This window comes from Cupriavidus sp. FW305-F7 (assembly GCF_058782875.1).
This window is the reverse complement of record NZ_JBYSYC010000021.1, coordinates 58637-78891: the sequence shown is the minus strand read 5'-3', so window position 1 is coordinate 78891 and position 20255 is coordinate 58637. Positions and strand designations below refer to the sequence as shown.

14 protein-coding genes and 3 pseudogenes are annotated in these 20255 nt (G+C 67.3%); 9 read left to right on the top strand and 8 right to left on the bottom strand.

Annotated elements, in window-relative coordinates; all coding sequences use genetic code 11:
- Positions 1 to 56: 56 nt before the first annotated feature.
- The 3 genes from AC3WL8_RS20295 to AC3WL8_RS20285 all read right to left on the bottom strand — a co-directional run bounded on the left by AC3WL8_RS20295 (position 57) and on the right by AC3WL8_RS20285 (position 3419).
- A complete protein-coding gene (locus AC3WL8_RS20295; RefSeq protein ID WP_211982041.1) occupies positions 57 to 1361 on the bottom strand; it encodes an HlyD family secretion protein in 1305 nt (434 codons plus the stop codon).
- A gap of 40 nt (positions 1362 to 1401) precedes the next feature.
- Positions 1402 to 2889, bottom strand: coding sequence for an efflux transporter outer membrane subunit (locus AC3WL8_RS20290; protein WP_211982039.1), 1488 nt, complete (start codon positions 2887 to 2889; stop codon positions 1402 to 1404).
- A 92-nt stretch (positions 2890 to 2981) separates the two neighbouring features.
- A complete protein-coding gene (locus AC3WL8_RS20285; RefSeq protein WP_211982037.1) occupies positions 2982 to 3419 on the bottom strand; it encodes a MarR family winged helix-turn-helix transcriptional regulator in 438 nt (145 codons plus the stop codon).
- 324 nt (positions 3420 to 3743) lie between these two features.
- Here AC3WL8_RS20285 and AC3WL8_RS20280 point away from each other — a divergent pair, with 324 nt between their 5' ends.
- Complete coding sequence (locus AC3WL8_RS20280) at positions 3744 to 5270, top strand: MFS transporter (protein WP_153953379.1); 1527 nt, start codon at positions 3744 to 3746, stop codon at positions 5268 to 5270.
- A 34-nt stretch (positions 5271 to 5304) separates the two neighbouring features.
- On the top strand, positions 5305 to 5766 hold the full coding sequence (locus AC3WL8_RS20275; RefSeq protein ID WP_013953664.1) for a MarR family winged helix-turn-helix transcriptional regulator: 462 nt from the start codon (positions 5305 to 5307) through the stop codon (positions 5764 to 5766).
- Between the two features lie 26 nt (positions 5767 to 5792).
- Here AC3WL8_RS20275 and AC3WL8_RS20270 read toward each other — a convergent pair.
- Positions 5793 to 6454, bottom strand: a pseudogene (locus tag AC3WL8_RS20270) (response regulator).
- A 400-nt stretch (positions 6455 to 6854) separates the two neighbouring features.
- A complete protein-coding gene (locus AC3WL8_RS20265; RefSeq protein WP_013953662.1) occupies positions 6855 to 7820 on the bottom strand; it encodes a LysR family transcriptional regulator in 966 nt (321 codons plus the stop codon).
- Positions 7821 to 8651: 831 nt separating this feature from the next.
- On the opposite strand from AC3WL8_RS20265, the gene AC3WL8_RS20260 reads away from it, so the two are divergent.
- From AC3WL8_RS20260 to AC3WL8_RS20240, 5 genes and pseudogenes are all read left to right on the top strand, one after another.
- Positions 8652 to 8942, top strand: coding sequence for a transposase (locus tag AC3WL8_RS20260; protein WP_013953661.1), 291 nt, complete (start codon positions 8652 to 8654; stop codon positions 8940 to 8942).
- 69 nt (positions 8943 to 9011) lie between these two features.
- Positions 9012 to 9386, top strand: a complete 375-nt coding sequence (locus tag AC3WL8_RS20255; RefSeq protein ID WP_041228703.1) for a hypothetical protein — start codon at positions 9012 to 9014, stop codon at positions 9384 to 9386.
- Between the two features lie 49 nt (positions 9387 to 9435).
- Positions 9436 to 10769, top strand: a pseudogene (locus AC3WL8_RS20250) (DUF3300 domain-containing protein).
- A 100-nt stretch (positions 10770 to 10869) separates the two neighbouring features.
- Positions 10870 to 11334 (top strand): annotated as a pseudogene (locus tag AC3WL8_RS20245) (DUF2950 family protein); the annotation flags it as partial.
- A 40-nt stretch (positions 11335 to 11374) separates the two neighbouring features.
- Positions 11375 to 11638 (top strand): DUF2950 family protein, encoded by a 264-nt coding sequence (locus AC3WL8_RS20240; RefSeq protein WP_371827407.1) that lies wholly within the window; start codon positions 11375 to 11377, stop codon positions 11636 to 11638.
- A 25-nt stretch (positions 11639 to 11663) separates the two neighbouring features.
- Here the strand turns inward: AC3WL8_RS20240 and AC3WL8_RS20235 are convergent, their stop codons facing one another.
- Positions 11664 to 12443: a Crp/Fnr family transcriptional regulator gene (locus AC3WL8_RS20235; RefSeq protein ID WP_211982034.1), complete on the bottom strand. Its 780-nt coding sequence runs from the start codon at positions 12441 to 12443 to the stop codon at positions 11664 to 11666.
- Between the two features lie 241 nt (positions 12444 to 12684).
- Here AC3WL8_RS20235 and AC3WL8_RS20230 point away from each other — a divergent pair, with 241 nt between their 5' ends.
- A complete protein-coding gene (locus AC3WL8_RS20230) occupies positions 12685 to 13773 on the top strand; it encodes an extracellular catalytic domain type 1 short-chain-length polyhydroxyalkanoate depolymerase (protein WP_211982032.1) in 1089 nt (362 codons plus the stop codon).
- Positions 13774 to 13855: 82 nt separating this feature from the next.
- Here the strand turns inward: AC3WL8_RS20230 and AC3WL8_RS20225 are convergent, their stop codons facing one another.
- Positions 13856 to 15169 (bottom strand): MFS transporter, encoded by a 1314-nt coding sequence (locus tag AC3WL8_RS20225; RefSeq protein WP_211982029.1) that lies wholly within the window; start codon positions 15167 to 15169, stop codon positions 13856 to 13858.
- 271 nt (positions 15170 to 15440) lie between these two features.
- On the opposite strand from AC3WL8_RS20225, the gene AC3WL8_RS20220 reads away from it, so the two are divergent.
- Positions 15441 to 19439 carry a DUF748 domain-containing protein gene (locus tag AC3WL8_RS20220; protein WP_492378682.1) on the top strand — a complete coding sequence of 1333 codons (3999 nt, stop codon included), beginning with the start codon at positions 15441 to 15443 and terminating at the stop codon, positions 19437 to 19439.
- A 79-nt stretch (positions 19440 to 19518) separates the two neighbouring features.
- Here the strand turns inward: AC3WL8_RS20220 and AC3WL8_RS20215 are convergent, their stop codons facing one another.
- The gene (locus AC3WL8_RS20215; RefSeq protein WP_153953350.1) at positions 19519 to 20205 is read right to left on the bottom strand and encodes a Fe2+-dependent dioxygenase; all 687 of its coding nucleotides are present in this window, start codon (positions 20203 to 20205) and stop codon (positions 19519 to 19521) included.
- Positions 20206 to 20255: the final 50 nt, after the last annotated feature.

The window sequence follows — 20255 nt, the reverse complement described above, 5'->3', positions numbered from 1 at the left end:
GCTTTTTCTGATGGGTCAGTTAAATTGGCGCGGGAAGGCGATTGGCGTGATGCCGCTCATGCGCCGGAGGCGCTGCCGGCAACTTGCGCCGTGCGCTTGATCGCCTGAGGCTGCTGCGCAACTTGCGAAGCTGGCGATGATTGCCCCACAGCTGACTTGCCGTTGCTGTTCTGCGCGATGATCCGCGTGATCTCGCGGTCGGCCTCTTCGCCGTAGCGCTGGAATACTTCGGTGCGATAGGCGGTGCGTTGCGGTACTTCCGCGCCCGGGCTCAAGGGCGAACCGGAATCCATGCGCGTTTCCACGTCGACCTGCATCGACAGGCCGATCTGCAGCGGATGCTTGCGCAGCTCCGCCGGATCGAGCTGGATGCGCACCGGCAGGCGCTGCACGACCTTGATCCAGTTGCCCGTGGCATTCTGCGCCGGCAGGGCCGAGAACGCGCTGCCGGTGCCGGCCGACAAGCCGATCACCTTGCCGTGATAGGTCACGCCGCTGCCATACAGGTCGGCGTGGAGCTCGACCGGCTGACCGATGCGGATGTGTTTGAGCTGGACTTCCTTGAAGTTGGCATCGACCCACACGCCGTCGAGCGGCACGATGGCCATCAGGGGGTTGCCGGGGGCAACTCGCTGGCCCACCTGCACCGAGCGCCGCGCCACATAGCCGGTCACGGGGGCCGGCAGCGTGTTGCGGGCGTTGGCCAGGTAGGCGTCGCGCACCTTGGCGGATGCGGCCTGCACGCTGGGGTGGTCGGCTACGCTCGTCTTGTCGGTCAGCGCATGGTTGGCAGCAAGCTGCTGGCGGGCGGTCTCGAGCGCGGCTTCGGCGGTCTTGACGGCGTCACGGGCATGCGCCACGTCTTCCGCTGCGACGGCGCCGGATTCGGCCACCCCGGTGCGGCGGCGCAGGTCGTCCCGGGCGCGGTCCAGGTCAGCCTGGCGTTGCTTGACGGTGGCACCAAGCACGTCATTGTTGACATAGAGCGCGCTGACCTGGCGCACGGTCTGGCCGAGGGTGGCCTCCGCATTGGCCAGCGCCACCGTTGCATCGGCAGCGTCGAGCGTCACCACGGGCTCGCCGGCCTTCACGATTTGCGTATCATCGGCATTCACCGCGATCACCGTGCCGGCGACCTGCGGCGTGAGCTGGACGAGGTTGCCGTTGACGTAGGCATCGTCGGTGTCCTCGTGGAAGCGGGCCACGGTGTAGTAGTAGGCGCCATAGCCGGCGGCGGCGAGCGCGCTGGTCAGGCCGAGCAGGGCCAGCAGGCGCTTGCGGGTGTTCCTGGCGGACGTCGGGGTGGCCGCGGCGGGTGCGGTTTGCGGGTCGGCCGGTGTGGTCTTGGTCGTATCGTTCATGGCGTTAACTGAAACTTAGTTTCTTGCGTCGAGAGGAGAATCAGCGGACCAGGGCCGCCTTTGTGGTCGATTCGGAAGCATCGGTAAAACCGCCGCCCAGCGCGGCGGCCAGCGCAATCTGCCGGTCGCGGCGGTTCATGCGCAGGTTGGCCACCACCTGGCTGCTGCGCAGCGCGTTGGTCTGTGCGTTCAGTACGGTCAGTTGCGTGGTCAGGCCGGCCTTGTACTGCGCCAGCGCCAGCGTCAGGGCGCGTTGCGCGGCCGTGTCGCTGCGTACGGCGTTGTCGATCTGCGCGTCGACGGCGCGGATGTCAGAGAGCTGGGTGGCCACGTCGGTCAGGGCGTTCACCAGCGTCTCGTTGTAGTTGGCGACCGCGAAGTCGAACTCTGCATAGCGGCCCTTGAGCTGGGCGCGCAGCGCACCGCCGTCGAAGATCGGCAGGTGGATCGCGGCGCCGCCCGAGGCGGTGCGGCTGGCGGCGCGCAGGAAGCGCCCCCACCCGATGGCGTCCAGGCCGATCATCGCCGTCAGGTTGATGTCCGGGTAGAACTCGGCCTTGGCCACCTTGATGTCGTGCAGGGTGGCGTCGACGCGCCAGCGCGCGGCAACGATGTCGGGGCGGCGCGAGACCAGGTCGGCTGGCAGGTTGTCGGGCAGGCGGACGTCGTCGCCGGCGCCGAGGTTGGGGCGGGCGATCGCCAGGCCGCGGTCCGGGCCCTGGCCGAGCAGCGCGCCGAGCTGGTAGCGGGTGCGCTGGATGCTGCCTTCCAGCGCGGCGACGGCGACTTCGCTGGCGGCGAGATTGGCCTCGGCGGTGCGTTTCTCGACTTCGGTCTCCAGGCCCATGGTCACCCGGCCGTTGGTCACGCGCAGCACTTCGCGGCGCTGTCTGACTTCGTCGCTGGAGATGTCGAGCAGCGTGTAGAGGCGGGCCAGTTCGTTGTAGGCGCGCGCGATGGCGCTGCTCAGCGTCAGCTTCACCTGTTCGGCCTCGGCTTCGCCGGCATGTACACCAGACACCGCGGACTTCAGCGCCTCGCGGTTCTTGCCCCACAGGTCGAGGTCATACGAGGCGTTGATGAACGCCTTGTTCTCCGACTGCCACGTCCCGGCGAACTGCGGCGGCACCATCGCGTTTCCCGTGTAGCGCTGGCGGTTGAACGAATAGCCTGCGCTCACCTGCGGCAGCGTGTTGGCATTGGCGCCCTCGCTGAACGCCACCGCGGAGGCCACGCGGGCACGGGCCTTTTCCAACGACGGGCTCCCCTGCAGCGCTTCCGTGATCAATGCCTTGAGCTGGGCGTCGCCGAACTGGTCGGCCCAGTCCGCCGAAGGCCAGTGGCCCTGCTCGGCGGGGATGCTTTGCGTGGTGGTGTAGGTGGTAGGTTCGGCGATTTGCTTGTCGCTGTGGATGCCGGCGTAGTTGGCACAGGCGCTCAGGAATGCTGCTACCAGCACCGACAGCAGGAGACCGGCAAAGCGACAGGCCAGGCGGAGCGCTTCCGGAAGAGTAATTTGACTGAGCATTGTCTGATCTGTCAGTTAAATGGGTAAAAAAAGGCGGGCACAGGCCCTGGCACCTTTTGACCAAATCAACCAAATGGGCAAAAAAGAGGCGTTCAGGCGCCCGCAAATTTGGCAAGCAGCCGGCGGAACTCGGCAAATTCTTCCTTGCTGAAGTTCCTGAGCCGCTGATTGAGTACTTTGGGGGCCACATCCGGGATGCGCTCGGCAACTTCCTGGCCCTTTCGGGTCACCGTCAGGTTGACCACACGGCGATCGTCGAGACTGCGGCTGCGTGACAGCAGGCCCTTGGCCTCCAACTTGTCCAGCATGCGGGTCATCAGGCCGGTGTCGATGCCCAGCAACTTGCTCAGCTCGAAGGGGGTGGTAGCGACGCCATGCGTGAGCGACATCAGGATCCCCATCTGCTGGCCCGTGATGTCCAGGTCCTTCAATGCCGCATCCATTTCCATCAGCAGCGTGTTGCGGGCGCGGTTGAGGAAGAAGCCGATGCTCTGGGTGATCTGGAAGTCTTCCTTTGAGTAGTGGTCCATGGCGAGTTTCCTTGCTTGCTGACGAGACAATAGCTGATCTGTCAGATAGTTGCAAGGAGGGGCAATGGTGCTTTTCGTGCAAAATCTGGCGGTTTCCCAGAAAGCCTTTGCAAACAAGGGTTTCCGGCAAGCCCATGCCTGTTGGCGGTTGCGAATGAGGGGGCGACATTATTTCTCGCGATCACAGGGCAATGACGCAGCTGGCCGAACTGCACCTATAATGCTTGATAACACAACGATTGATCGAGCAATAAAGTGACCCCACAGCCAGAAAAGTCCGAGGTCAACGGCCAGGTGCTGCCGTTTCGCGAGTCCCTGCTGGCCATGCTTGGCGTGGCCTTTGTGGTGATGCTGGTGGCGCTGGACCAGACCGTGGTCGGTACGGCGCTGCCGACCGTGGTGGCCGAGCTGCAAGGCTTCGAGTACTACGCCTGGGTTGCCACGGCCTACCTGCTGACATCGGTGATCACCGTGCCGGTGTTCGGGCGGCTGGGGGACTATTACGGGCGCAAGCCGTTCGTGCTGGCATCGATCGTGGTCTTCTCGGTGGCCTCGGCGCTGTGCGGCATGGCGCCGAGCATGCCGTTCCTGGTGCTGGCGCGCGCCCTGCAGGGGATTGGCGGCGGCATGCTGGTCGGCACCGCCTTTGCCTGCATTGCCGACCTGTTTCCGGATACGCATGTGCGGCTGCGCTGGCAGGTGATGATGAGCGCGGCATTCGGCATTGCCAATGCGGTGGGGCCGTCGCTGGGTGGGCTGCTGACGGAGTGGTACGGCTGGCGCGCGGTGTTCTATGTCAACTTGCCGGTGGGCGTGCTGGGGCTGTGGTTTGCGTGGCGCTACCTGCCGCACCTGCGCCAGCAGGCACATAGCGGGCCGATCCGCGTGGACTGGCTCGGTGCCTTGCTGATCGCAGGCGGGCTGGGGTGCGTGCAGCTGAGCGTTGAACTGCTGCCGGCGCGCGGGATCGACGCCTATACCGGCGGCTTGCTGGTGCTGGCGGCGGTGGCACTGGTGGCGCTGTGGCAGTGGGAGCAGCGTTGTGCCAACCCGATCCTGCCGGTGGAGATGTTCCGCAACCCGGGGCTGGCGCCATTGTTTCAGCTGGCGGTGTTCACGGGCTTCACCATGTTCGCGCTGCTGCTCTATGCGCCGCTGCTGTTCCAGGGCGGCTTTGGCTATTCGCCGAAGGAGGCTGGCATCCTGATCACGCCGCTGGTGGTCTGCATTACCGTGGGCAGCATTCTTAACGGCCGCATCGTCACGCGCATTCGCCGCCCGAATACCATGCTCTATGCCGGCTTTGGCATGCTGGCGGTGTCCTGCCTAGGCCTGTCGCAGGCCACGCGCAGTATGCCGCACGGCGTCTTGCTGACGATCATGCTGATCGGCGGGTTCGGGCTCGGCTTCATCATGCCGAACCTGACGGTGTTCGCGCAGCAGACAGCAGGGCGCGAACACCTTGGCATTGCCACGGCCATGCTGCAATCGCTGCGCATGGTGGGTGGCATGGTTGGCACCGCGATCGTGGGCACGCTGGTCACGCGCAGCTATACCGGAGGTGTGGAACATGCGCTGGCCGCCGCCAATGCCGGACAGTGGACGGCGCGCATGGCGGACCCGCAGGTGCTGATCGACAAGGCGTCGCAAGTCGCGTTGCTCGGCCAGCTTGAGCAAGCCGGGCACAATGGCGCCCTGCTGCTGGAGCAGGCGCGCGTGTCGCTGGTCAGTGCCATCCACCTCGGCCTGGTGGTCGCTGCGGTGGCCGCCGCGCTGGGCGTGTGGTGCGCCCGCCGGGTACCGTCGATCAAGCTGACCCGGGCGCCGGCGCCCGCCATGGCCGCCGACTGACGCGCCGGCCTGCAACGTAACCTGAGGAAAACGGATGGAACTGGAGCGACAAAGCGTGGCCGTACTGCAGCAGTTCGGCCGCACCTACCGCGCCTACGCGGCCGCGTTCGAGCAGCGCCTGGGGCTGCCGCTGCCCCGCTGGCGCATCCTGCATGCGCTGCATCACCAGGAGGGCGCGATCGGCCAGAAGGCGCTGGCTGACCTGGTCGGCATGGACCCCGGCGCGCTGACGCGGCAGCTCAAGGCCATGCAGGAACTTGGCTGGGTGGAGCGCAGCACCTCGGAACGCGACAACCGCGTGACGCACGTCACGCTGTCACGGACCGGCCAGCAGGTGGTGGCGCAAGCCATGCCGCTGCGCTCAGCTTTCCTGGAGGATGTGCTGGCCGAGGTGTCGCCGTCGACCATGCGCGAGCTGTCGCGCGGCCTGGCGCGGCTGGAGGCCGGCATCGCCTACGCGCAGGCCCACGCGGCACAGGCAGCCGACGCCGCCTGATACGGCTGCGCTCGTGCCGCTGGTGCTCAGGCAGTCAGCAGCATGCCGTTAAGCGCCGCAAATTCGAACAGTTCCCGGTCGTTGGTGACGCCGAGCTTCTGCATGGCGCAGTTCTTCTGCCGGCTGATGGTCTTGACGCTGCGGCAGAGCAGGACAGCGATCTCGCTCACGGACCGCCCGGTCAGGTACAGCCGCAATACTTCCATTTCACGCCGGGACAGGCGCTCCGCGCCGGCCTGGCCGGGTGCGGCCGGGTTGCCCGGATCGGCCTGCGACAGGACTTCCAGCGCGGATTTGCCGATGTAGTGGAAGCCCCGCTGGATACGGCAAACCACAGTCACCAGTTCTGACAGCGGCGAGTCCTTGAGCAACAGGCCGTGCACCTGGGTGTCGAGGATGGAGCGCAGCACCAGCGGATTGGTGAGGTCAGCACGATCACGGCCAGCGACGGATGCCGCCGCCGCAGGCTGGCAAGCAGGCGCAGGCCGTCGCTGTTGCCCTCGCCCTGTGCGGGCATGTGGTAGTCGGTGATCACGACATCGGGACGTAGGCTTTCCACGCTGTTCAGCAAGGCCGTCGCGCTGGTCACGCTGCCGCACACCTCCCACCCGGTCTGGGTATACAAGCGGTCCGCGACGGCCGCGCTTACCAGGGGGTGGTCGTCGGCAAGCAGGATCCTCAATGTCATCTGGTTGCTGCTCGATTCTGGTTCGTGGCAGCGCCGACATCAAGAAAACGCCGCACGTCAGCGAGACGTGCGGCGCAAAAACGACGCCAAACAATACGACGCCAGACAACTGCATGCATTGCCCCGGGACCGGGCCAAACGGGAGACGGCCGGACCGCTGCAATGCCATTGCAGGATATCGGCAGCGCGGCCTGGCGAAACTAGGAGGATTCGCAAAGCGCCGCCATGGCGCATCGGCCTGAGCGGGCCAAAGTCGCGCGAGTGTAGCGCAAGGTCAGCGCTCGGAAAAATGTCTCAAGACTGCAATAAAGACGCCGCCGCTGCTGCGAGGCCAAAGAAAAAGGCGCTGGCGCCATGCGGCTGCCAGCGCCTTCCGGACGCCGGTGCTGCGGGAGTTGCGTCAGGCCGGCGCGGGCTGCGCGTGGGCTGCGGGGCGCCCGTTGCGGCGGCCGTCGATGGCCTTGAGCGGGTCGCGCAGCACGGCGCTGCCGACGTCCATGATGTCGCGCAGCACGCCCTTGTCGCCGCTGCGCTCCGGTGCCCAGAAATGCAGTGCGGCCCATTCCGGGAAGCTGCTTGGCGGTGCTAGCAGGCGCGTCGAGCGCTCGCGCGTGACCAGCGGCACGTTGAAGTCCAGCACCGGGCAGATGCCCCCGGCCGAATGCAGCAGCGTGATCTGGGTATGCCATGACGGGACCACGGTCTCGCGATGCCCCGGGGTGCTGGCCTGGCGGCTCAGGAAGGTCCGCAGCGGGCTGCCGGCCTCGCAGTCTTCCTGCAGCAGGATCCAGTCGCTTTCGCTTTCGCCTTCGTCATGGCTGCCGCCGCGCGTGGCGCTGACCAGCCGGCGCGGCGTGGCCATGATGTTGTGCTGGCGCACGCATTCGGGATCGTGGCCGCTGTCGACGACGAAGGCGCAGTCCAGTTCGCCGCTGCCGAGATGGCCGGCAAGCGCGGCGTCGGCAATCACCGGACGCGTGACAAAGCTGTCTTGCGGAAACTGCTCGCACAGTGCCGTCAGGATCTCGGTGATGACCGGGTCGCCGATCGACGATGAAAAGCCGATCGAGACGCGCCTGCCGTCGTCACGGCGCTTGCTCAGGCCAGGCTCGCCGGGGCGCACCAGTTGGTTCCATTTGGCCAGGATCTGCCGCGCCGTCTGCTCCAGGCGCAGGGCGTGCGGAGTGGGTTCGAGCATCCCGTTGCGCTTGACGAACAGCGGATCGCCGGTGATTTCGCGCAAGCGCGCGAGGCTGTAGGCCACCGTGGGCACGCGTCCCTGCGTGCAGGCTGCAACGGCGCTGAGGTCCCGGTATTCCATGACGAGGACAAAGACATGCAACAACTTCGTGCTGACGTGACGCATTCCGACTTCTCCCGATCCACGACTTTGTTTTCGCTGTTTTTTTGCTTGTCCGACGCGTACTGCACTGCGCATGGGGCGCAAGAGCGGCCAGGTGTCAGGGCAATGATCCGGTCCCTGACTGGGACAGGCGCAAACGGCATGCACGGCGAGCAATGCGGGCATGTCCGGATGAAAACCAGGCGGGCAAAGGCCCGGGCAGGATGCTGCGAAAACGCATGGCACGACTCCTAAATGTCCGACTTGCGTCGACAAATGGCGCAGTGACGACTCGATCCTTCAGGCCCGGTACATGTTGGCAGCGTGGAATGCGCACCGTACAACGTCAGGGTGGTGCGGGCTGCCTGGCCGCTCTTCTGCCGGCGCCGCCAGGGCGCCGCGCGAAGGCGTGCGAAATTTAGTTGTGCCGAGGAATCTTAATACATGCTCAGCGAAAGTCATAGAAACTTGAATTGAGGGCAGTCTTCTAATTTTCTTTAGCACGTCTTTGTCCGTACATCAATACATGGCTTGAAATCGGGGTTGCGGGCCGATTCATGCACGACCACCGCCGTGCAGAAGGCCGTCATGCTCATGTGATATGGGGGCCGGCATTTCCGTTTCCGCGATGCGCAGCGCCAATGGTCTAACTAGATTCCAAATTGGCTTAACGAAATTTGGCAATGCGCGCCAGCGCACGCAGCAGCTTGCGCAGAGATAATTTTCTTAACTCGCGCAGCGAAGACACTGAATTGCCTTTTGGCGCGGCCCTGGGCTAACGTAGGGCCAGAGTCGGCACGGTTGGCGGCGCGGCTGGCGCCGCTTGAGGCCCGCTGTTGTGATGCGGAGAGATTCGTGAACAGACGGTATTCGGAAGAGCAGATCCGCAGCTACCTGGCCGAGGCGGCCAGTGGCGTGCCAGTGCGCGAGCTGTGCGCGCGCTATGGTTTCAGCGATGCTTCGTTCTACGGATGGCGTGCCCGTTATGGCCAGCCCAGCCAGGGGGATGCACGTGACGGCCGCAAGTTGCGCGAGCTGCAGGAAGAGAATGCCCGGCTGAAGAGTATGCTTGCGGATGCGCTGCTCAAGCTTGAGCTGATGCGCAACCGTACCGGCCGCCGCAATGGCACAGGCAAGGATCGCTAGCGGCGGACGGTTCCTGCAATGCGCCGCGGTGTCGGTTCCACATACCGCGGAGGGTTCTGGAGTATTGGTTTGACGAAGTTTCTGATCAAGGCGGGCGTGCTGGCATGCGCCGCCATGGTGGCTGTCCCGGCGTGGGCGGCCAGTGCTGCATCGGCGGCCGCGGCCGCCGGCACCCCGATGGTGGCCCCGCCGCCGCCACGGATGCTGGACGAAGCCACGGCCGTGGTGGAAGGACCTGATGGCACGCTGTCCGCGTCGCAGCGGCAGCACTGCCAGTCATTGCTGGACCAGATCAACGCGCTGCCCGGCGGGCCGCAGTGGTCCACCGGCAAGTCGTCGGTAGCCACTGCCGACGGGCGCACCTATCCGACACTGGAACGGCAGGCAGATCGCAAGCGCCTGGAAGAGGCGTATCGCCAGGAGTGCGCGCAGCAGCGCCGCTGAGGCGCCCCCCGGCAGCAGGCCGTCACCTGCGTACTTGTGGAGAGCCTACATGCACTGTTTCAAACACCTCTTCGCATGGTGCCTGGCACTGATGCTGATGGCGCCGCACGGGCCAGCGATGGCGCAGTCCAAACTGAGCAATGCCCAGCTTGACCAGCTGACCGCGCCGATTGCGCTGTATCCCGATGCGCTGCTGTCGCAGGTGCTGATGGCGGCCGCCTTTCCGGCTGATGTCGCGGCTGCGGCGCAATGGTCCAAGGCGAATCCCAGCCTGTCTGGCGATGCTGCGACCAAGGCAGTCGCCAGCCAGGCCTGGGACCCCAGCGTGCAGTCGCTGGCCGCGTTTCCGTCCGTGCTCGACATGATGGGCCGCCAGCCGCAGTCGGTGCAGTCGGTCGGCGACGCTTTCCTGGCCCAGCCCAACGACGTGATGGATTCGGTGCAGCGGCTGCGGGTGCAGGCGCGAACGCGGGCACGCTGAAGACGACCGAGCAGCAGAAGGTCGTGACGCAGACCACCGGCGGCACCACGATCGTGCAGATCGAGCCGGCCAATCCGCAAGTGGTCTACGTGCCGGCCTACAACCCGACCACGGTCTACGGCACCTGGGCGTACCCCGCGTATCCGCCGGCGTACTACCCGCCGCCGCCCGGCTCCGTGTTTGCCACGGCACTGGTAACGGGCATCGGCTTCGGGCTTGGCGTGGCGGCGGTCGATGCGATGTGGGGCGGGTTCAACTGGAATAGCCATGACGTCAACATCAATGTGAACCGCTACAACAACATCAACGTCAACCAGCGCCTGGACGTCAATCGTGCCAACGTGAACTGGCAGCACAACCCCGCCAACCGCGGCAACGTGCCCTACAACAATGCGGCGGTGCGCGGTCGCTATGACCAGCAGCGCCAGTCTGGCCTCGCCAGCCGCCAGCAGGGTGCGCAAGCCGGCCAGCGCGTGGGGCCTGCTGGCGGCGGGGTGCAGCGCCAGCCTTCCCAGCGCGACCAGGCGCGTGAGCGCGCCGCGCAGTCCTTCGAGGGCCGTACCGGACAATCCATCCCGGGCCATGCGGGCCATGCGGGCGGGGCGGCAGAGCGCTCGCGGCCCGGTGCGGCCGGCGGTGGCGTGCAGAATCCGCGGCCGGCAAGTGCCGACCGCCAGCGCGCAGACCAGGCCCAGGCCCGCGACCGTGCCCGCAATGCCAACCGGGACAGCGCGCTGCGCGGTGCCGGCAACGGCGACCGCGTGCGCCAGCAGACCCAGCACGCGGCAACGCCGCAGCGGGAAGCGCCGCATGCGCGCCCAGGCGGGTTCCACCAGAACGGCGGCGGGCGCCAGGGTGGTGGACTGGGCGGCGGCGGTGAACATTTCGGCCATGGTCGGTAAGTCATGATGCGCATGACCGATAACCCATTCTCTGCTGCAGCCGGAGCGCGCGCTGCGCACGCTGGTGGCGGCCGTCGCCCTGTCCCTGGGCCTGCCGGCGATGGCCCAGCAGGTGTTCCCGGGTCCTGACGCGGCCGCCGAGGCGCTGGGCGATGCCATCGCGCGCAGCGACGGCGACGCCCTGCAGCGCGTGCTGGGCAAGCAATACCAGTCGCTGGTGCCGCAGGGCGCCATCGACCGGGACGATGTCTATGAATTCCTTGGCGCCTGGGCGCGCCACCATGCCGTACAGCCCGATGGCGAGCGCCGCGCGCTGATCGAGGTCGGGCAGAGCGGATGGACCTTCCTCGTGCCGCTGGCGAAGCAGAAGGACGGCTGGCAGTTCGACCTGCGCGCCGGCCAGCAGGAAGTGCGCCGCCGCCGGCTCGGGCGCAATGAACTGGTGACGATGGAAACGCTGCTGCAGCTGGCCGATGCCCAGCAGCGCTACGCAGAGCAGGTGGGGCAGGGGCGCTACGCCACCCAGCTGATCAGCGCGCCGGGCAAGACCAACGGCCTGTACTGGCCCGCGGCCAGCGAGCAGGACGCCAGCCCGATCGGTCCCGATGCGCTGGCCGTGGCCCGGATACGCAGCCGCAGACGCCTTCTACGGCTACCACTACCGGATCCTGCCGCCGGCCAAGGGCAGCGACGCCAAGTACGGCCTGATTGCATGGCCGGCCCGCTATGGCGATACCGGCGTGCACACCTTCATGCTCGGCAGCGACCGCGTGTTCTATGAGCGCGACCTCGGGTCCAGCACGGCATCGCGCGCCAGGACTATCCGCAGTTTTTCGCCGGCCGGCTGGCAGCTCGTGGCGGACCACTGAGCCCTCTTGCGCCCCGGCCAGCCGTCTAGGCCAGCCGAGGTTCGCCGAACTCCGCGCCGTAGGCGTCTGATCTGGCCGCCGCCTGGCGCGGGGCCGGATCCAGGTCGGCATAGACCGAGGCCAGCCCGTCGCGGTCGATGATGCGCAGGTGCCGCTGGCGCACCGAGATCAGCCCGACCGAGGCAAAGCGCGACAGCAGCCGCGACACCGTTTCCAGGGTCAGCCCGAGCAGGCTGGCGATGTCGGTGCGCGACATGGCCAGCGTCAGCGCGCCGTCGCGGTTGCCGTCGCGGCGCGCCTGCTCGCCGGCCAGGTCGAGCAGCAGCATGGCCAGGCGCTGCGGCGCCCTCATCGATCCCACTGCCACCAGCAGCACGCGTTCGCGCTCGGCATTGCGGCGCATCGCGTCCAGCACCGTTTCACGGAATGGGGCGGCCTGCATGAGCGCGCGCAGGGACTCGACCGATACAGCACAAACCACCGAGTCCTGCAGCGCGATGGCGGCGGTCCCGTGGAGCGGGCCTTCATGCGGCTCAAGCCCCAGCACATCGCCGGGCAGCGAAAAACCCGTTACCTGCCGCCAGCCCAGCGGCGATTCATAGACCTGCTTGGCGCTGCCATGGCGCAGGGGGTAGACCGTCAGCGCAGGGCGCCCCTGGCGGAAAACATGCTCGCCGGTGCGCACTTCCACCCGCTGCGGCTGCAGCGCCACCGGTGCGTGCGACAGGGGAGCTTGCGCCCCCGCGCTATGGCAAACGTGGCGAAAGAGGCAGAGCAGGCAGGCTGGGGCGCCGCTGTCCGGCATGGTGTCATTGTCCTCCGGTGGCGATGGCCAAGTATAAGACGCCGGCAACGCAAGCCATCTCGCTGCGATCTGCATTCTTTCGTATTGCTAATTTAGAAATTTCGCATCGCGGGGGCGAGGCGCGTTGCGTTTGTGCCATAACGACGGGGGCACGCCGGTGGACGTAAGGCTGATTATGGTATGCTGCAACGCAACAATAAAGGCATAGGGGGGAGATTCCGTCACACGACCAGGAGTCCTCATGACCAAAAGCCTCGCCGCTGACTGGCATGCGCAGATCCGGCGACTGAGCCGCGCGCAAGCCCGCACAGAAGCCCAGGTGAAGTCCTGGCTGGGCCGCATGGATTCGCTGAATCCGCTCACACCGGCTCGCCCTGCTGGCCCGCCGGGCAAAGTCCGGCCCGCCCGGCCGGCACCCGCGCCGGATTCCCTGCCCGGTACCTGGCAGGCGCACAGGCTGCGCCTGGCGCCGCTGCCCGGCGAACTGGTGCCGCAACTCTCGTATCACCTCTACATACCGTCCAAGGCCCATCGCGGCCCGTTGCCGGTGGTGGTAGTGCTGCATGGCTGCCGCCAGACGCCGGATGACCTGTCGGCCGGCACCCGCATGAATGCGCTGGCCGAGCGCGAGGGATTTATCGTGGCCTACCCGCAACAACCCTTGCGGCGCCAGGTGCAGCGCTGCTGGCAGTGGTTCGACCTGGGTGCCGCCGAGGGCGGACGCGAGGCGCAGGCGGTGGCCGCGCTGATCGATACGCTGGCCGCGCGCCACGACGTACGCGAGCGCGAGATCTACCTGGCCGGCATGTCCGCCGGCGCGGCCATGGCCGCGCTGGTGGCGTTGCGCTACCCGGGCAAGGTGGCGGCCGCGGCCCTGCATTCCGGCGTGGTCATCGGCGCGGCCGACAACCCGCGCGCCGGCCTGCGGGCGATGCAGCAAGGCTCGGCCGCCGAGCCGTCATGGCTGCTGGATGCCGCCGGCGTGACGCCGGGCGGTCCCGAGATGCCCGCGCTGGTGATCCACGGCCTGGCCGACGATGCCGTGCATCCGGTCAACGGCCGTCTGCTGGCGCGGCAGTTCCTGGCCTACAACGGCCTGGAAGACCGGCTCGCCGGTACGCCCGAGCGGTCCAACCCGGATGACGAAGCGCCGGGCCGGTCCCATGAATACCGCTTCGGCCGCTGGCGCCGCGACCTGGTGACGCTGGTGGAAGTGGAGGGCCTGGGCCACGCCTGGAGCGGTGGGGACGCCAGCTATGGCTACCACAGCGATATCGGCCCGGATGCCAGCTCGATGATGTGGCAGTTCTTCAGCCAGCACCGGCGCTGAAGTCCGGCGGCACCAATGCGCAAGAAGCGCGCATGAAAAAAGGGAGGGCGCCTGCCCTCCCTTTTTCATTGCAGCAGCAGCGTCACCCGCGCGAGCGGTCCTTGACGAACAGCGCGGTCACCATGCCCAGCACGCACAGGGCGACCACGTAGTGGGCCGGCGCCAGCGGATCCTGCTTCAGCATCAGCGTGACGACCATCGGCGTCAGCCCGCCGAAGATCGCATACGACACGTTGTACGAGAATGACAGGCCCGAGAAGCGCACCTGCGCCGGGAATGCATTGACCAGCACGAACGGCACCGCGCCGATGGTGCCGACCAGGAAGCCGGCCAGCGCATAGAGCGGCAGCAGCAGGTCGGGGCGGGTGAAGATGGTTGTGTAGAACGCGTAGGCGCAGATGGCCAGCAGCAGGCCGCCGAAGAACAGCGTGCGGCGCGCGCCGATGCGGTCGGCCAGCGCGCCGGAGACGACGCAGCCGACCGTCAGGCACAGCGTGGCAACGCTGTTGGCGACCAGTGCCGTGCGCGCGTCAAAGCCGTACAGCTTCTGCAGGAAGGTGGGCGTCATCAGGATCACCACCACGATGCCGGCCGACAGCATCCAGGTCAGCAGCATCGACACCGCGACGCTGCCGCGGTGGTTGCGCACCACCGACTTCAGCGGCATTTCCGCGGCCAGCGCCTTGCGCTGCTGCAGTTCGGCGAAGACCGGGGTCTCATGCAGCCAGCGCCGCAGGTACATCGAGGCGATGCCGAACACGCCGCCGATCAGGAACGGCACGCGCCAGCCGTGGTCGGCCAGTTCGGCCGGGGTGAAGACGCTGTTGATGCCGGTGGCGACCAGCGAACCCAGCAGGATGCCGGCAGTCAGCCCCGCGGTCAGCGTGCCGCAGGCATAGCCGACATGGCGCGCCGGCACGTGCTCCGAGACGAACACCCAGGCGCCGGGCACTTCGCCGCCGACGGCCGCGCCTTGCAGAATGCGCAGTACCAGCAGCAGCACCGGCGCGGCCAGGCCGATCGACTGGTAGGTGGGCATCAGGCCCATCAGCAGCGTGGGCACCGACATCAGCAGGATCGACAGGGTGAACATCTTCTTGCGGCCGAGCAGGTCGCCGAAGTGCGCCATGATGATGCCGCCCAGCGGCCGGGCCAGGTAGCCGGCCGCGAAAATGCCGAAGGTCTGCAACTGGCGCAGCCAGTCCGGCACCGACGGCGGGAAGAACAGCTGCCCGATGACCGTCGCGAAAAAAACGAAGATGATGAAGTCGTAGAACTCAAGGGCGCCGCCAAGCGCGGCAAGGGCAAGGGTCTTGTAATCCTGGCCGGTCAGCGGGCGCGCGCTGGCTCGCGGCGCGCCGCCGACACCCACGGCGGTACTGCTGGTGGTAGACATGAATGGACTCGCATGGAAGAGATCGCATGCGAAGCGCGCAGCACGGAATACGTGATGGGTGTGGCCGGTGGGTACAGCGCAGGGGAGGCAGGCACGATGTGGCGGGTAAGCCGCAGGCTTGCGACGAAACGCTTCGCAAAGGACGTAAAGATACCAGATCGGCCTATGCGGCGTTGAGGGGGCAATTCTGATTTCTTTGCTTTGTCCGAAACCGTTGCCATAATGTCGAAAAATGTGAAATCCGGGGCACAAACCATCGTGCAGCATCGGAATGCGGGGTCAGATCTTCTGGAACGACATGGCTTTCAAGCAATCCATCCAGGCAGTGGCTGCCACGCCACGCGGCCGGCTGGCGACGCGCGTCGCCAGCGGCGTGGTCGCGGCGCTCGCGGTGTTCGGGCTGGCGGGGTATTTTGGCGGCCCGCCGCTGCTCAAATACCTGATTGAAAAGAACGCGACCGAGGCGCTGGGGCGCAAGGTCACGCTGGGCAAGGCCCACGTGCGCCCGTTCGAGCTGGCGGCCACGCTGACGGACCTCACTATCTATGAGCGCGACGGCAAGACCCCCGCGCTGACGCTGGGCGAGGCCGAGGCCAATACTTCGCTGGCCTCGGTCTGGCACCTGGCGCCGGTGGTGGACAACCTGCATGTCGACCGGCTGGCCGTGCACGTGCTGCGCGGCGCCGACGGCCGCATGAGCTTTGCCGATGTCCAGGACAAGCTTGCGGCCCTGCCGCCCAAGCCGCCCGATGCCAAGCCCGCGCGCTTCTCGGTCAACAACATCGCGGTCACCGGCACCAGCTTCAGCTATGACGACAAGCAGCTCGGTTCCAGCCTGCGCGTCGACAACCTGACGCTGACCCTGCCGTTCCTGTCGAACCTGCCGCATGACGTCGAGATCGTGACGCGGCCCACGCTGAGCGCACAGGTCAACGGCACGCCGCTGGCGCTCGATGGCGAGGTGCTGCCGTTTGCCGATTCGCGCCAGACCCGGCTCAACGTCAACCTTGACGGCCTGGAGGTCGCGCGGCTGATGGCGTTCGCGCCGCCGCTGCGCGATGCCGAGGTCAAGTCCGGCAAGCTCGACACGCGCCTGACCGTGGCCTTCCGCCAGCAGAAGGACACGCAGGAGATGCTGGTGATGGGCACGGCCGCGCTGCGCGATGCCGAGGTCGTCACGCGCGCCGGCCAGCCGCTGGTCAAGAGCGGCCGCCTGGCAGTGGATATCGGCAAGCTCGAGCCGCTGGCCCACCGCGCGCAGCTGCGCAGCGTGGAGATTGAAGGGCTCGGCGTGGAAGCCGCACGGCGCGCGGATGGCTCGCTGAACCTGGCCACGGCGTTCCTGCCGCAGGCGGTCAGCAAGTCCACCGATGGTGTGGCGCCGGCACCGACACCGGCATCCGCGCCCGTCGCGGCGTCAGGCGCCCAGGCAACGCCCGCGGCGCCGCCGGCCACGGCAGCCAAGGACGTGCCGTGGCGCTATGCGGTCGACCGCATCGTCGTGAAGCAGGCCAGGCTGGGGTTTGAGGACGCGCTGGCGCCGTCGGGCCAGGGCAAGCTTGCGCTCGGCCCGCTCGATGCCGAGGTCAAGGGTTTTGCCGGCACGGAAGGGGACAAGCCGGCCCGCATCGACGCCACGCTGACCGTGGCCGACGGCCAGACGCTGCACCACACCGGCGACCTGTTGCTGCGCGACGGCACGCTGGCCGGCACGCTGGAAACCACCGGCCTGCGCCCGCAAGGGTTTGCCGCGTGGTGGCCGCGCGAGCTGCGCAGCCAGTTCGGCGAGACCGCGGTCAATGCCGAGCTGCACTACCGCATGGCGTGGGCCACGCCGCAGTTCCAGTTCGTGCTGGAAAAGTCGCGGCTGGAGCTGGCGCCGCTCTATGTCGCGACGCGCGAGCCGGTGACGATGCCGGTATCCGCGGCCGCCCGCGCCGGCGCTGACGCGCAGGAGCGGGCCACTGCCAACGGCAACGCTGGCCCCCGCGCCAGCCGCCGCGAACGCGAGCGCGCCGCCGCCGACCGCGAAGGCGCCAACCTGCCGCTGCTGCGTGCGGAAAAGCTGGTGCTGGAAGATATCCAGTTCGACCTCGCCAAACAGACCTTCGCCACCAGCCAGGTCACGCTGGCGCAGCCGCAGATCGCCGCCACGCGCGACTACCACGGCCAGCTGATCGAGATGGCGCGACTGTGGGCCACGGAATCGGCACAGCAGGCGCGCGCCACGCCGCGCCAGGCCGCACCGGCCGCAGCCACCGCCAGCGGCGCGCCAGCCCCCGGCGGCTGGAAGGCCAACATCGGCAAGGTCACTTTTGACGGCGGCAGCGCGCGCCTGGCGGACTACCAGCCAGCCGAGGCCAACCGCGGCCGCCCGGTGATCCACGAGTTCCGCAATATCGCGCTCGCCACCGGCGCCATCGCCTGGCCGCTGACGCCGGCGGCGGTACCGGTCAGGCTGCATGCGGAGTCAGGCCAGCGCGGCGTGATCGGCGTGGACGGTTCGGTGCTGCCGACCGTCCCGGCCAGCCGCCTGCAACTGGATCTGCGCGAGGTGGAAATGCGCCCGCTGCAGCCCTACCTGGCCGACCGCTTCAATGCCGCGCTGCGCAGCGGCACGCTGACGGTCAAGGGCAAGCTCAATGTCGACGCGCCCACAGGCAAGCCCATCGCGGCGCAATTCGCTGGCAACGTGCTATCCGGCAACGTGCGCACGGTCGACCGTATCAGCGGCGACGACTTCCTGCGCTGGCGCTCGCTGGCGGTGTCGGGCATCGACTTTGCCATGGACGAGAGCAAGGGGCCGATGCGCGTGAGCCTGGGCAATGTCGCGCTGTCTGACTTCTATGCCCGCGTGATCCTGAACGCCAACGGCCGCCTGAACCTGCAGGACGTGATGGCCGGCGGCGCCGCGAAGGGCGAGGCAGCGCCGTCCACCAGCCTGACGCAGGCCAGCCCGGCATCGGCGCCGGCAACGCCGCCGGTGCAGGTCGGCGATACGCGCACGGCCCAGGTGGAGCAGAAGCCGGGCGGGCCCAAGCCGCAGGTGCGCATCGGCGGGGTCTCGCTCGAGAAGGGCAACATCAATTTCTCGGACTTCTTCGTCAAGCCCAACTACTCGGCCAACCTGACCGGCATGAAGGGCAAGGTGTCCAAGGTGTCGTCGGGCGACCCCACCCCGGCCGACCTGGTGCTGGATGGCCGCATCGACGACGATGCGCCGGTCAATATCAGCGGCAAGCTCAATCCGCTGGGTGAGCAGCTGTTCCTGGACATTGCCGCCAAGGCCTCGGGCGTGGAACTGACCCGGCTCACGCCCTATGCGGCCAAGTACGCCGGCTACCCGATCACCAAGGGCAAGCTGACGGTGGACGTGGCCTACAAGATCGAGAACGGCAAGCTCGATGCGAGCAACCACCTGTTCCTGGACCAGCTCACCTTCGGCGAGCGCGTCGACAGCCCGGATGCGACCAAGCTGCCGGTGCTGCTGGCGGTGTCGCTGCTGAAGGACCGCAACGGCGTGATCGACGTGAACCTGCCGGTGTCGGGCTCGCTGTCGGATCCGGAGTTCAGCATCGGCGGCGTGATCGTGCGCGTGATCGTCAACCTGCTGACCAAGGCGATCACGTCGCCGTTCTCGCTGATCGCCTCGGCCTTTGGCGGCGGCGGGGGCGAGGAACTGGGCTACGTCGAGTTCGCGCCCGGCACCGCGACGCTGACGCCGGCGGCCAAGGACAAGATCGCCAAGCTGGGCCAGGCGCTCAATGACAGGCCGTCGCTGCGGCTGGAAATCAGCGGCCGCATCGACCCGGCCACCGACGAGGCCGGCGCGCGCCGCGCGTGGCTGGATGCGCGCGTGGCCGAGCAGAAGCGGCGCGACCAGCGCGACAGCGCACAGGCGGGCGGCGAGGCCGGCAACGACGAAGCCGGCGAGCAGGGCGCCGAGATCAAGGTCTCGAAACAGGAATACCCGAAGTACCTGGAGCAGGTCTACAAGCGCACTTCCATGAAGAAGCCGCGCAATTTCGTCGGCTTCACTAAATCCCTGCCGCCCGAGGAAATGGAAAAGTTGCTGATGGCCAACTCCACGGTCACCGAGGCCGACCTGAAGCGCCTGGCCGAGCAACGCGCACTGGTGGTCAAGCAGTCGCTTGAACGCGAGGGCAAGGTGCCGGAAAGCCGGCTGTTCCTGACCGCGCCCAAGCTCAGCGCCGAGGGCATCAAGGACAAGGGCGCGCCCAACCGCGTGGACTTCTCCATCCGCGGGTAGACGCCGGGGGAGACGATTTGCAAGGCCGCCCGCCGCATGGCGGGCGTGTCATGCCATCACACCGCGAGGCGCCCCGATCTCACGTTTCGCCCCACTGCCTCAGCAGATTGTGATAGCACCCCACCAGCGTCCTCCGGGCGCCCTCATCGGCGCCGGTCTGGTTCAAGGTCTGGATCGCATTGTCCATATCGAACAGCATCGCACGCCGGGCATCGTCCCGCACCAGGCTCTGGATCCAGAAGAAGCTGGCCAGCCGCACGCCGCGCGTGATCGGGGTGACCTGGTGCAGGCTGGTGGCGGGATAGACGACCATGTCGCCGGCCTCCAGCCTGACCGAATGGGCACCGTAGGTGTCCTGCACCTGCAACTCGCCACCGTCGTAGCTGTCCAGCTCCGACAGGAACAGGGTGGCCGAGATGTCGGTGCGCAGCTTGCGCCCGTCGTACGGATGGATGCGCACGCTGCCGTCCACATGGGCGCCGAAGGTCATTCCTTCGCTGTAGCGGTTGAACATCGGCGGATAGACGATGTTGGGTAGCGCCGCGCTGATAAACAGCGGATTGCGCTCCAGCATCGACAGGATCAGCTGCTGGCACTCCCGTGCCACTTCCGAGCGTTCGTCGATCTGCTGGTTGAACTTGACCGGCGCACCCGAGTAACCGGCGGTGACGCGCCCGTCCACCCAGGCCTCGCCGGCCTGCTCCAGGCGCTGGCGCAGGGCGCCGACCTGTTCGGCGCTGAGAACTTTGGGGATGACGACTAGCATGGGGCTCCTGGCGCCACGACCGGCGGCACCAGGGGGCCGCCAGCCGCGGG